The sequence below is a fragment of the Streptomyces sp. CA-106110 genome (assembly GCF_050936285.1).
Classification (GTDB): domain Bacteria; phylum Actinomycetota; class Actinomycetes; order Streptomycetales; family Streptomycetaceae; genus Streptomyces.
Window position 1 is genome coordinate 638,642 of sequence record NZ_JBNJNB010000002.1, and the last position, 13,369, is coordinate 652,010.

6 protein-coding genes and 3 pseudogenes are annotated in these 13,369 nt (G+C 68.6%); 3 read left to right on the top strand and 6 right to left on the bottom strand.

What is annotated here, in order from left to right; genetic code table 11:
* Positions 1 to 156 precede the first annotated feature (156 nt).
* A pseudogene (locus tag ACQEXA_RS60565) lies at positions 157 to 453 on the top strand (transposase); the annotation flags it as partial.
* Positions 454 to 676: 223 nt separating this feature from the next.
* Positions 677 to 3,160, top strand: coding sequence for a SpoIIE family protein phosphatase (locus ACQEXA_RS60570; protein WP_433135218.1), 2,484 nt, complete (start codon positions 677 to 679; stop codon positions 3,158 to 3,160).
* Positions 3,161 to 3,717: 557 nt separating this feature from the next.
* Here ACQEXA_RS60570 and ACQEXA_RS60575 read toward each other — a convergent pair.
* The 3 genes from ACQEXA_RS60575 to ACQEXA_RS60585 all read right to left on the bottom strand — a co-directional run bounded on the left by ACQEXA_RS60575 (position 3,718) and on the right by ACQEXA_RS60585 (position 8,701).
* Positions 3,718 to 4,470, bottom strand: coding sequence for an SDR family NAD(P)-dependent oxidoreductase (locus tag ACQEXA_RS60575; protein WP_432941445.1), 753 nt, complete (start codon positions 4,468 to 4,470; stop codon positions 3,718 to 3,720).
* 444 nt (positions 4,471 to 4,914) lie between these two features.
* Positions 4,915 to 7,407, bottom strand: a complete 2,493-nt coding sequence (locus ACQEXA_RS60580) for a SpoIIE family protein phosphatase (protein ID WP_432941447.1) — start codon at positions 7,405 to 7,407, stop codon at positions 4,915 to 4,917.
* A 211-nt stretch (positions 7,408 to 7,618) separates the two neighbouring features.
* Positions 7,619 to 8,701 carry an aldo/keto reductase gene (locus ACQEXA_RS60585; RefSeq protein ID WP_432941450.1) on the bottom strand — a complete coding sequence of 361 codons (1,083 nt, stop codon included), beginning with the start codon at positions 8,699 to 8,701 and terminating at the stop codon, positions 7,619 to 7,621.
* Positions 8,702 to 8,909: 208 nt separating this feature from the next.
* Here ACQEXA_RS60585 and ACQEXA_RS60590 point away from each other — a divergent pair, with 208 nt between their 5' ends.
* The gene (locus tag ACQEXA_RS60590; protein WP_433135219.1) at positions 8,910 to 9,794 is read left to right on the top strand and encodes a helix-turn-helix transcriptional regulator; all 885 of its coding nucleotides are present in this window, start codon (positions 8,910 to 8,912) and stop codon (positions 9,792 to 9,794) included.
* Positions 9,795 to 9,945: 151 nt separating this feature from the next.
* Here ACQEXA_RS60590 and ACQEXA_RS60595 read toward each other — a convergent pair.
* The 3 genes and pseudogenes from ACQEXA_RS60595 to ACQEXA_RS60605 all read right to left on the bottom strand — a co-directional run.
* A pseudogene (locus tag ACQEXA_RS60595) lies at positions 9,946 to 10,392 on the bottom strand (cytochrome P450); the annotation flags it as partial.
* A gap of 14 nt (positions 10,393 to 10,406) precedes the next feature.
* Positions 10,407 to 11,482, bottom strand: a pseudogene (locus ACQEXA_RS60600) (IS110 family transposase).
* Positions 11,483 to 12,063: 581 nt separating this feature from the next.
* Positions 12,064 to 13,110, bottom strand: coding sequence for an IS110 family transposase (locus tag ACQEXA_RS60605; RefSeq protein WP_432924671.1), 1,047 nt, complete (start codon positions 13,108 to 13,110; stop codon positions 12,064 to 12,066).
* Positions 13,111 to 13,369 lie beyond the last annotated feature (259 nt).

Sequence of the window (13,369 nt, forward strand, 5' to 3'; positions counted from 1 at the left end):
TGATCAGCGCAGCGATCCCGCCCACCTGTAAAACCAACCGCGGATCTGCCGATCAAGGGAGATACGTCAAGTGTCCGAGCAAGACGTCGAGTTGAGGCAAGACGAGGCGGCGGCTGGGCGGCAGACCGAGGGGGGGCGGATGACCAGCTGATCGCGATGCTGGTGGACCGAGCACGGCCGGAGGGGCTGCAGCTGACCGGCCAGGGCGGGCTGCAGCAGCAGCTGACCAAGCGGGTACTGGAGTCCGCCCTCGAGAGCGAGATCACCGACCACCTCGGCTATGACAAACACGACCCGGCCGGGAAGAACAGCGGCAACAACCGCAACGGCACCCGGAGCAAATCCGTGCTCACCGATGTCGGACCGGTCGAGGTCAAGGAGGCCAGAGACGTCGCGGGCATCGACCCAGGCAGTCCCCGCCGAGTGCGACCGCGAGCGCGACGCTATGCGGGGAGGGTCAAAACAGACACGTCGCGATCACGTGATGACTCACAGTTGCCAACTGCTCGAAAGGCTCGGTTGTGTCCCTGCGCACGCGGTCCCCGCCCCCAGTATGACCCGGGGGTGAGATTGTGCCTGCGGCGTAGCAGCATGGAGACACCAGATCCGGCGTGGCCCGTCCCTTGGCGAGGCAGGTGGGCGAAGACCCCAGGGACCCGGCGAAAGCGAGACGACGATGGAAGAGCGTCGCACCCCCGGTGTCGAACCGCCGGGCCGGCCCGACGACGTGTTCGACGAGGCACGGACGGCGAGGGCGGTCGTCGACGAGCACGGCATCGTGACGGGGTGGAGCGAGGGCGCTCGTCTGCTGCTGGGCTATCCCCCCGCCGAGATCATCGGTGAGCCCGCAGCAAGCCTGCTCGTCGAGACGGTCAACGCCGAGACGCTGGGCGGGATCCGCACCTTGCCGACGTGGAATGGCAGGCTGCGGCTGCGGCACCGGGACGGACATCAGGTGGAGGCCGGTGTGCTCGCTCATCACCGGCTGGAGGGGGGTGGTGGCGCCGACTGGTTCCTGGTCTCCGCTTTGACCGGCACGGCCGCTGTCCCAGAGGACGAACTGCTGCTGGCGTGGAGCTTCGAGCAGGCGACCAACTGTGGGATCACGCTGTACGACACGCGTCTGCGGCTGCGCCGGGCCAACGACGACGCGCAACGCACCGCGGCCTTGAGTGAGACCGACATGCGCGGCTTGCGATTCTCGGAGTTCATTGCCGACCCAGTAATGCACGAGCTCGAGTGGAACATGGTCCGGGTGCTGGAGACCGGGGAGCCGAGGCACGTGGAGACCTACGTGCGGGCTCCCGGCGAGAGCCGCGAACGCGCCTGGTCGGCTTTCCTGTACCCGCTGCGGAACAGGGACGGTGCCGTACGCGGTGTGTGTATGTCGGGGCAGGACATGACCGAACAGTACTGGGCCCGTAAGCGACTGCAGTTGCTGAACGACGCCAGCGCTCGCATCGGCAGCACCCTGGATGTGACGCGCACGGCCCAGGAACTCGCGGACGTGGCCGTCCCGGCGTTCGCCGACTTCGCCGCCGTCGACCTGCTCTGCGACCGCGACTCTGACCTGGGGACGGCACCATCGCACCTACCAGAAGCATCCGCAGCAGGCCCGCTCCGGCTGCGCCGGGCCGCCCACCAGTCGGTGTTCCCGGGAATCCCGGAGGCGGTTGTCCCGCTCGGAGGCGTGGACAGTCCCATCATGGGTCTGCGGGCCGAATGCCTGACCGGCGGCCGGGGAGTGCTGCGTGTCGAGCAGGACCCGCAGACCGCCGGCTTGTTTCTGGGGGACGAGCGCTGGCTCGCGGCGGTCCGTGCGTTCGGCATTCATTCTGTGATCGGCGTGCCACTGCGCGCGCGGGGCGGCACGCTCGGAGTCGCCTTCTTCGCCCGCCACCAGCGGCCCGAGCCCTTCGGCAAGGACGACCTGCTGCTCGCCGAGGAGATGAGCTCGCGGGCCGCGGTGTACATCGACAATGCCCGCCGTTACACCCGCGAACGCAACACCTCCCTGGTGCTCCAGCGAAGCCTCCTGCCCCGGGGAACCCCAACGCAGTCGGCCCTGGAGACAGCCACCCGTTACATGCCTGCGGACGCCTGGGCCGGGGTTGGGGGCGACTGGTACGACGTGATCCCACTCGCCGGGGCACGAGTCGCCCTCGTAGTCGGAGATGTGGTCGGACACGGCCTTCATGCCACGGCCACAATGGGGCGCCTGCGTGCAGCGGTGCGAACTTTGGCCGATATTGACCTGCCGCCCGACGAACTGCTCACCCACCTTGATGACGTTGTCATTCGACTTCGAACAGAGGGAGACCACGCGGAGGAGGACAGTGGCAACAGTGCAGCAGTTGACGCCGGTCAGGTCGGTGCGACCTGCCTCTACACGATCTACGATCCGGTCTCACGTCGCTGCACAGCCGCGTGTGCCGGTCATCCACCGCCCGCTGTCGTGCGTCCAGGATCAGACGTCGAGTACGTCGACATTCCCGCCGGTCCTCCGCTGGGCGTGGGCGGACTCCCCTTCGAGACAGTCGAACTACAACTGCCCGAGGGCAGCCTGCTCGCCCTGTACACCAACGGCCTGATCGAATCCGCCCAACACGACTTGGACGAAGGGCTCGAATCTCTACGCAAGGCGCTGTCCGCGCCGATATCCTCCCTGGAGGACATGTGCGATCACGTCCTGAACGCGCTGGTGAATGATCGCCCCAGAGACGATATCGCCCTCGTTATCGCCCGCACTCAACAACTCGACGACAGGCATGTTGCCACGTGGGACCTGTCCGGGGATCTCACCGAGGTCGCTCGCGCCCGCGACCTCGCAGCGCGCCAGCTGGGAGATTGGGGCCTTCAGGAATCGGCGTTCGTCGCCGAACTTGTCGTCAGCGAGCTGGTGACCAATGCCATGCGCTACGGCGAAGACCCCATTCAGCTACGCCTGATCCGGCAGGACGCCCTCATCTGCGAAGTGTCTGACGGCAGCAACACCGCGCCCCATCTGCGCCGGGCCCGCAGCTTCGACGAAGGTGGGCGTGGACTGTTCATCGTGGCCCAACTCGCCGAGTGCTGGGGCACAAGGCAACGGCCCATCGGAAAGACCATTTGGGCCGAAATAGCTCTCCAGCCGCCCAATAACAGCGCCATCTCTCGGTGATGGATGAGCTTCCGTGAGCGTCATCGCCGCGGTAGTGCAGCACTCAGCCGGCGGCAAGGTGGGGCTTCGAAGCTGAGCGGTGCAGGTCGGCGCCTGCGCTGCACCGCGTCGACTGCGGTTGCTGGTACGTCCGGACGCGGTGCTGCGATGGCACCGCGACCCGGTCGCGCGTCACCACGCGGCCCGTTCTTGACCGAAGCCGTCGGGCCGGCCCGGCAACGCAACGTGCACTCCATTCGCGTCCTGGTGCTGCGCCTGGCTCGGGAGAATCCCGTGGGGCTACAGGAGGGTGCACGGTGCACTGCTTGTGCTCGGGATCAAGGTGGCGGCTTCCACGATAGGGGAGATCCTGAAGGAGACCGGGATCGACCCCGCGCCCGAGGGGAGCTCCAGCATGGCAGGTGGCAGCGACGCCCAGGGCGACTTGCACAGTGGTGGCCGTCTGCAAAACGCTGAGACACCCTGGCCTGCCGGCCAGGGTGCCATCCGTGCTCGGACTCTCAGCCGAATTGCGTTCCTGGTGCCAGTGCGTGCCGCTCGCACACACGGTTGCCGTGTCAGCCCACGGTGTTGCCGCCGTCGACGGGCAGGGCGATGCCGGTGACGAAGCTAGCCTTGTCGGAGGCGAGGAAGACCACGGCGTCGGCGATCTCGTCGGGGCGGGCGATCCGTCCCAGGGGGTGGGCGGCGCTGAGCGACTTTCGATAGTCCTCGTCCAGGGTCGCGATCATCGGGGTGTCCACCAGGCCGGGGCACACGGCGTTGATGCGGATGCCGTGGGGTGCGGCCTCGAGCGACGAGCTCTTGGTCATGGCGATCTCAGCGGCCTTGGTGGCCGTGTAGCCGGAGAATCCGGGAACACCGATCAGTCCCGCGCCGGAGGACATGTTCACGATCGCGCCGGAGCCCTGCGCCACCATGTGCCGGAGCTCGTACTTCATCGACAGAAACACACCGCGCACATTGAGGGCGATCATGTGGTCGAGCATCTCGGTCGAGTAGTCCTGGGTGAGCTGGTACTCGCCGTCGTAGCCCGCGTTGTTCAGAGCGGTGTCCAGGCGGCCGATGTCCGCGGTCGCGGCCTGGACGGCATGTTCGATCTGGGCCTCGTCGGTCATGTCGGCCACCACATGACGGGCCGAGCCGCCGGCGGCCTCGATGAGGCGCACGGTCTCCTTCAGGGTCTCCGCAGTGCGGCCGACGACGGTCACCAACGCCCCTTCGGCCGCCAGGGCCAGGGCGGACGCCCGCCCGATGCCGCTGCCGCCCCCGGTGACGAGCGCTGATTTGCCTGCGAACTGCTGGGTCATTTCTCTGTGTTCTCTCTCTGTGTGCCTGTGTGGGTTGGGGGTCCGAAGCGGTGTGATCGAACAGCACGGTGCTTGTCCATCACGTACGCTGCTGACCGGGAAGGTCACCGGCGACGCGGGTGCGTGTCGGTGAGGACCGGCGGCTGACGGGGATACGGCGGTACCTCGCGTTGGTGGGGAGCGGGGTCCCCCCGTTGGCCACTGCCGGGGAACCTTGAGCCGCTGGGCGCAGTCAGCGGTGGCCGCAGGAGGTCTCGGGGCGGCCGGGACTGCGAGCGGGCGAAACACCCGGCATGACGTCAGCCCTGGGATGCGGGGCGGACGACGATCCAGGCGGGTGGCCGGCGGGTTGGTTTTCGTCATGTACACCGGCCAGCCGCGATCGCGGAGTCCGGTGCTCTCTCCCCCCCCCGCGCGGGGATGTCGACTGGGCAAGGCCTTGCGTCATCGGCTGGGGGCCAGTTGCTGTTCCGTCCAGATGAGTTTCCCGTCCGGTGTGGAGCGGGTTCCCCATCTGCGGGACAGCTGCGTGACGAGCAACATGCCGCGGCCGTGCTCGTCGGTCGTGCAGGGGTGGCGCAGGTGCGGGTAGTTGCTGCTGGCGTCGGAGACCTCGCAGGTGAGCACCTCGTGCCGGATAAGGCGCAGACCGATCGTGCTGTTGCTGTTGCTGTTGCTGTTGCTGTTGCCGTGGAGGATGGCGTTGGTGACGAGTTCGCTGACGATCAGTTCCGTCGACTCGACCAGGTGCTCAAGTCCCCACTGGGTCAGTTGGCGGGTGGCCAGGGCCCGGGCGCGGCTGACGACTGTCGGGTCGGCCGGAAGCTGCCATGAGGCGACCTGGCTCGGGCCGAGTGCACGGGTCCGTGCCATGAGCAGGGTGACATCGTCGCTAGGTGCCTTGGCCGGCAGCGCGTCCACCACGGTCGAGCAGAGATCTTCCAGGGGGAGGCCTGGTTGTGCCAAGCCGGTGCCCAGACGGTCCATGCCGACGTCGATGTCGTGGTCGCGGTCCTCGATCAGGCCGTCGGAGTACAGGGCGAGCAGGCTTCCCTCGGGCAGTTCCAGAGTCACGGACTCGAAGGGAACCCCCACCTCTCCCAGGCCGAGCGGGGCTCCGATAGGGAGATCGGGGAAGGTGACGTGGCCGTGAGGGTCGATGATCGCGGGCGGGGGGTGGCCGGCCCGTGCCATCGTGCAACGCCGGGTGACCGGGTCGTAGACGGTATACAGGCAGGTGGCCCCCATGACCGCGGGTGCCGGGTCGTGTGGGTCGGCGTCTTCCTCGGTGAGGCGGAGGACCTGCTCGTCGAGGTGGGCCAGCAGCTGGTCGGGGGGCAGATCCATGCCGGCCAGAGTGCGCACCGCGGTGCGCAGCTGGCCCATGGTGGCCGCCGCGTTGATGCCGTGCCCGACCACGTCGCCGACGACCAGCGCGATGCGGGCTCCGGACAGCTCGATCACATCGAACCAGTCGCCCCCGACACCGTGGTGGCTGTCAGCGGGCAGGTAACGCCAGGCCACGTCGGCGGCGGAGCCGCCCGTTGCCCGGTGGGGGAGCAGATGGCGCTGCAGCGAGAGGGCCGCGGAGCGTTCGCGGGCATACTGGCGGGCGTTGTCCACAGCCAGCGCGGCCCAGCTGACGAGTTCCTCGGCCAGCAGCAGGTCCTCCTCTTCGAAGGGCAGGGATCCCGCCATCCGCACGAACACCGCCACGCCCAGTACGGCGCCCCGGGCGTGGATCGGGACGACCATCAAGGAGTGCATCCCGTGCTCGCGGATCTTCTCCGCTCGCGCAGCGTCCATCCACGTGTGGGATGAGGTGGCCAGCACCGGCTCGAAGTGGGACTTTCCGGAGCGCAGGACGCTGATGAAGGGCGACGTCGGCGCGACGAAGACCGGCTCTCCCCGCGCGAACAGGGACTCTGGGGCCCCCGGGCGGACCGAGGCAAGGCCGGCGCGACGGAAGGCTGGGATGCGTCCGCCCTGCAGGCCGAGGCGGGCCAGGGGCTCGGTACCGAGCGGGACGGACTCCGCCAGATCGACGGTGGCGTAGTCCGCAAGGAGCGGCACCGCAAGGTCGGCCAGTTCCTGTCCGGTCCGCATGACATCCAGGGTGGTGCCGATCCGCTTACTGGCCCCGCCCAGGATCGCCAGCCGCTCGCTCGCCCGCCGGCTGTCGGTGACATCCACGATCACGGCGCACACGCCCAGCGCACGGCCTTCTGCGTCGTCGATGCGGGAGAAGGCGGCAGCCAACGTACGTTCCCCGCGCACCGGGGTCGGCAGGAGGGCCCGGTATTCCACGTTGATCGTCGGGGCGCCGCTCTCCAGCGCCTGGTGCATCAGCGCCTCGAGCGTTTCGGTCTCCGTGCCGGGCGTCGCCTCCGTCAGCGTGCGCTCCAGCCGCTGCCGTAGGGGGATGCCGTCCTTGAGGCCCATGGTGTCGTTCACCCAGGTGCAGCGCAGTTGGGTGTCGCGGATCGCGAAACTGATCGGCAGGGGGCTCGGGAGGTGCAGCGCGGTCTGGAGCGAGTCCCCCATCGATCCGTCCGCTGCCCACGAGGGAGGCATGATCTTGTCGGTCGCCGACACGACCCGCCGGGCCCGGCCGTCCTGTCCGGACAGCGACTGCACGTACACGCGCACGCCGATCCTGCGGCCGTCGCGATGACGGACCTCGGTGAAGCCGGACCAGCCACCCCGGGCACTGCACCGCTTCGAGAACGCCGATACCGTCGCCCGGTCGTCGGCGCCCGCCAGCAGGACGGCAGCGGAGCAGCCCACCACTTCCGCGGCCGTGTAGCCGACAAGCCGCTGCGCGGCCTGTGTCCACCCGACCACAGTCCCCTCCGCGTCGAGCAGGGCTATCGCCGCGTCGGCAGGCCGAAAGAGCGTCCGAGCTGTGGTGAGTGATGTCTTTGCGAGAGTTTCCATCGTTCGTCCTTCTGCGTCCCACGCGATGAGGTTCACCGGGTGCCTGGCCGTGTGCGTGCGCGCCGTTTCGGGCATCCCGCTTGCCGCGGCCACGTGCGATGGGGACCAGGGAGGGCACCGGCGGCGCAGGCGCTTGTCCAGACATGCCGGCGGTTCCGTGGGCCGCATTTCTCCGGGGTGGGCTGCCGCGTCGGGTCCGGCAGCGGCCGTGTCAGTAGCGGACGTCGCTGACCTTCAGCAGCGGGGAGACGATCGACGGGATCCCGTCGACGGTGGCACCGGCGAACTGGCTCATCCGGGCCAGCGTCCGGTTGTTCTCCGCGGGGAAGTTGAGGGTGGGCGCGGACACCTCTTCCAGCGCGGCGAGCTGGGCTTCGGTGAAGGTGACGTCGAGGGCGGCGAGGTTGGCCTCGAACTGGTCGAGGCGGCGGGCGCCGAGGAGGGTGGAGGTGACCGCGGACCGGCTCTGCACCCAGGCAAGCGCGGTCGCGGCGGACGTCGCGCCGATCTCGCGGGCGACATCGTTGAGCGCGTCGATGACGACGTAGTCGCTCTGTCTGGGCTGGCCGACCAGGTGCGCACGAGTGGTGTCGACGGGGCCGGTCGTGGCGCTGGAGTACTTGCCGGACAGGAACCCGTTCTTCAGCGGGCCCCAGACGAACACGCCCATGCCCATCGCCTCGGCCATGGGGAGCAGCTCGCCCTCGGGGGTCCGCTCGAGCAGGGAGTGCTCCAGCTGCAGCGCGGTGAGCGGGGCCCAGCCGCGGAAGCGGGCGATGGTGGCCGCCTCGGCGGTGGCCCAGGCCGGTACGTCGGAGAAGCCGATGTAGCGGATCTTGCCGGCGCTGACCAGGTCGTCCAGGGTCCGCAGGGTCTCCTCGGCGGGGGTGGCCGGGTCGTAGTTGTGCAGCCAGTAGATGTCGACGTAGTCGGTCTGCAGGCGGCGCAGCGAGTTCTCCAGCTGCTGGATGATCGCCTTGCGGCTGGGGCCGCCGCCGTTGGGGTCGTTCTCGAAGAGGTTGTGGAAGAACTTGGTGCCGATCACCACGCGGTCACGCAGGCCGGGACGGGCCGCGAAGTAGTCACCGACGATCTTCTCGGCGTGCCCGTTGGTGTAGATGTTGGCCGTGTCGATCGAGTTGCCGCCGCGCTCCAGGTAGGACGTGAGGATGTCGTTCGACACCTCCGTGCTGGCGCCCCAGCCCTGGTCCTCTCCGAAGGTCATGGTGCCCAGGGTGTACGGGCTGACCCGCAGCCCGGAGCGGCCGAGAGTGACGTAGGAATTCAAAGACATGCGTTAGTTCCCATTCATGGGCTCGGGGACGGCTGGAGTGCCCTCCCGCAGACCGACCCTGGTGGCCGGGGTGAGTGACGCATCCAGAGCACCACTGACGCGAATAGCCAGGAAGAGCACTGTTTGACCCGGGGTGCGGCGATCGGGGGGTACGGCGGAACCCCCATGGCTGAAGACGTGCTCTGCTCGCGGAGCTAGCCTGAGAAACGTGAGCGAGCACGTGCCCGAGACTGATCTTCGGGAGTTCCTGCGGACCCGCCGAGCCCGCATTACCCCGGAGCAAGCAGGTCTTCCCCCGCATCCTGGCGTGCGCCGGGTTCCCGGGCTCAGGCGTGAGGAAGTCGCCCAGCTCGCCGGAGTGAGCGTTGACTACTATGTGCGGCTGGAACGCGGACGCAGTACGAGTGCCTCCATTTCCGTCCTGGAGGCCGTCGCTCGCGCACTGCAGCTCAATGACACCGAGCGTAACCATTTGTTCGCCCTGGCCAAGCCCGCGCGGCAGCGGCCGCGCGCGGCCGCTGCGCAGTATGTCCGCCCCGGGTTGTTGCGAGCCCTGGAGAACATCGCCGACATCCCGGCCCTGATTCTGGGACACCGTCTGGACGTTCTGGCCGCCAATCACCTGGCCCGCGCCCTCTATCCCGATTTCGACGCCCTGCCGGCCGGCGAGCGGAACATGGCTCGCTACATGTTCCTCAACGACGCGGCCCGCGATCTCTACGTCGAATGGCCCCAGACCGCCCGCACGATCGTCGGTATGCTGCGCCTGCATGCCAGCCACCATCCCCATGACCCCGAGCTGGCCCAGCTGGTCGGCGATCTGTCCGTCAGCGACCAGGACTTCCGCCGATGGTGGGGGGACCACGACGTGTTCCAGCCCAAGTACGGCTCCAAGCGCTACCACCACCCACTGGTCGGGGACATCACCCTGGGCTACGAAGCCTTCACTCCGACGGGCGACCCCGAACAGACGCTCGGCCTGTACACCGTCGAACCCGGATCACCGTCCGAAAATGCCCTGCGCATACTCGCCAACTGGACCGCGAACGACGCACACATCAATCCCGATGAAGCCGCCAGGCACGAGCGCTGACCGTTGGCCGGCCTAACCACAGCGGTCGGGATGCTTCGCGTGCCACTGTCGTGCCAGAACGACCGGCGACCTGGGGCAATGACGGCGCTCTGGTTGGGGAACTCGCGGTTCAGGCCCGGAATCGTGTTATCTGCGGGGGCGACCGGGAAGGTTATGACTTCCACCGGACCGGCAGTTGACGCGGGCCACGGATGAGCATGCCGTGGCGCCAGGTCAGGGCGGCCGGGTGGGCGTCGAGGGCGAGGTCGGGGCAGCGCTCCAGCGGGGCACGGATCGCGATCCATGCCTCCGTGCGGGCGAGCGGCGCGCCGAGGCAATAGTGGATGCCGTGGCCGAAGGCGACATGACCGTTGGCGGGCCGCTGGATGTCGAAGCGGCCAGGGTCGGGGAAGCGTGCCGGGTCGTGGTTTGCGTCCGCCAGGGCCACGAGGACCAGCTCACCACCGCCGGGGATGACTGTACTGCCGATCTCGACCGGGCCGGTGGTGAACCTGAACGTCGGCGTCTCAACCGGCCCGTCGTACCGCGGCATCTCCTCCACCGCATTGTCCATGAGCGTCATGTCCTCGCGCAGTGCGGCGACTTGGTCGGGATGGGATGCTCCTATGGCTGTCAAGCCGCTGGAGCCAGGTCGGTTTGATTGATTTGCCTGGTCGGTGTGCTGGTCAGTGCGCGGTAGACCTCGCGGGCGACGAATCGCTTGAGGCAGCGCATGATGTCTTTCTTGTTCAGCCCTTCCTTGGTGCGGCGTTCGACGTAGGTGCGGGTGCGTTCGTCGAAGCGCATGCGGGTGAGCACGATGGTGTGCAGGGCGTTGTTCGCGGCCGGTCGCCGCCGCGATTGAGCCGGTGGCGGTGGGTGCGGCCGGACGAGGCCGGGATCGGCGCGACCCCGGCCAGGTGCGCGAACGCCGCCTCGGAGCACATGCGTTCAGGGTTGTCGCCGGCCGAGGCCAGCAGCTGTCCGGCGGTCTCGGGGCCGACCCCGAACAGTTCCAGCAGGGCGGGGGCGGCTTGCTTCACCAGCGGCCCGATCTCGCAGTCCAGTTCGGTGATCTCCTCGTCCAGCGCCTGGTGACGGCGGGCGAGCCGCCGCAGCGACGCCCGGGTCGCCGCCAGCGGGTGGGACAGGTCGTCGCCGGGCCGCAACCGGGCGAGCGTGCGTATCAGCGCGGCCCGGTCCAGACCCGCGAGCTGCTCACGCAGCATCGCCGGAGCCGAGACCAGCAGGCCCCGGATCTGGTTCATGGCCTGCGTGCGGGCCTTGATGGCGCTGCGGCGGGCGATCCGCAGCACCCGCACCGCCTCGACCACGCCGTCCCGGCTCTTGGGGATGCCCGTGGCGCGTCCGGACAGCACGGCCGTCGCGGCGGCGTAGGCGTCGATCGGGTCGGACTTGCCCTTCATCCGCCGCGTCTTGCGGTCCGGGCGGTCGACATCGATGACCGTGACGCCGGCGGCGGTCAGCACCCGGGCGAGCTCGGCGCCGTAGGCACCGGTTCCCTCCACCCCGGCCGCGACGAGCTCGCCATGCGAGCGCATCCAGTCCAGCAGGTCCCGGTAACCCCGGATGGTGGCGGGGAACTCCCGGTCGGCCAGGTGCCGGCCCACCGTGTCGATCACGGCCGCATGATGGGTTAGGCCGTGTGTGTCGACACCGCCGGTGATCTGCGGGCCGTCGTGCGTCATGCTGGTCATGTCCGTCCTTGTGGCGTGTCCGTTCCGAGGGCGGCACGCGCCGGTCGGGCGGGTGGACAAGACAGTGACGGGGCTTCTGGACCAAGCTCCTATAAGGTCACAAACGCCCGTCCGGCCGCGTGCATGGCGGCCCCGCCGATGAGCCGACAAATCCCAAACAGGACAGTCGATGACGTCAGTCAGTAGGCGAGTCAGGCCCACCAGCAGAACCACCAGTCATATCCTCACTGTCATCCCTGAAGGAGCGGGGTCGGTCAAGTGGCTGTCTTGTCCGTCTTTCTGTCGGTCTTCGACCGGTTGAGGCCAGCGTGAAGCGCCGCACGACGCCAGGGTCGTCCGTGCCAGGAGCAGGGGTGTGAAGTTGTGTGTCTCGCCCCAACGGTGTGGTCACGTGGTGGGCAGGCTCGGCTGCCGGTCATCCCTTCGCGGGCACGCGTCCAGTCGGTGGGCTGGACGGGCCTCTGCATGGGGCGTTTCGCGACGGCCAACGGGATCTGATCAGACTAACGGCCACGCCGCCGCGGCGGGAGCCAGACAGAGAACGATCGCACACCGGCCGTGTTCCGGCCTGCTCACGCCGTGGCAGTCTTGGCCAGGCAGCGGACTTCGCCGTCGCGCAGGGCGTAGAAGACCAGGGTGAGCAGCTTGCGGGCCGCGGCGGTCTTGGCGGTGTTGCGGGCGCCGGAGCCGCGGCGTTGGGTGATGCGGTCCTTCAGCCGCCTCATCGGAGTGTCGGCGGAGCATCGCTGGACCGCTTCCACACAGGCCCAGCGCAGCAGCGGCGAGCCCTGTTTGGTGATCGGTCCTCGGTGGATCTTGGTGTCCGAGGCGCGGTGACGCGGGGTCAACCCGGCCCAGGAACACAGCTGTCCGGGACTGGCGAAGCGGGTGACGTCGCCGATCTCGGCGACCATCACGGCGGCGAAGATCGGGCCGACCCCGGGAATCGTCTGCACCGCGCGGTAGCCGGGATCACCGGCGAGTGACTGCGCGGTGAGCTTCTCGATGTCGCTGATCTCTCCGTTGAGGAAGGTAATCAGCCTCATCAGCGAAGCGACCCGCGCCCGGTAGGGGCCGTGCAGCGAGAGCCCTGCCAGCCAGTCGCCGCCGGCCCGGCCGAACAGATCGGTCACCGGCACGTGCAGGCAGACCTTGGCGAGGACCGCGTGGACCTGCGTCTTCGCCGAGGTGCGCGCGTTGACCAGCTTCTGGCGGTAGCGCACCAGCTCCCGTATCTCGCGGACGCGGGGCGGGGCGATCCATGCCTCGGGCAGGCGCCCCATGCGCAGCAGGTCGGCCAGGTCGGCCGCGTCCTTGTCATCGGTCTTGACCCGCCGGTAGGTGAACATCTTGACTCCGAGCGGATGCGCGAGATGGACCTCGGCCCCGGCCTCCGCCAGGGCGTCGGCGGCCCAGTACCAGCCGTAGGTGGCCTCCAGCACCACTTTCGGGTGCGGGCCTGCCTTGGCCATCTCTGCCTTCAGCGCGGCGGGACTGTTGTCGATCCGTACCCGGCCCAGCCGCTGCCCCTCCGGGGTCATGCGCAGCAGCACCGAGCGACGGGCATGCAGGTCCATACCCACGACCTGGGGTCCGCCGTAGGCTTGCTTACGGTCCATCGGGGGCCTCCTGCCTGTGGACGGTTGATTCTTCTCCTGGACCGAGCATCGTCCGCACCCGGCCGGAGCGGGAGGCCCCGCTCCTTCATCGCATCAGTAGGGCCAGTACGCCGTTGGAGATCAGATTGACCGTGGTCTCATGCCCCGCGACCAGCAGCAGCCAGGCGGTACCCACGGCATACTGGCCACCTGGGATGGCCAGCTATGGCATGTCGCTGTGGAGGGCAAGCGCCGCGACACCGGGTTCGATCCGCAGGTC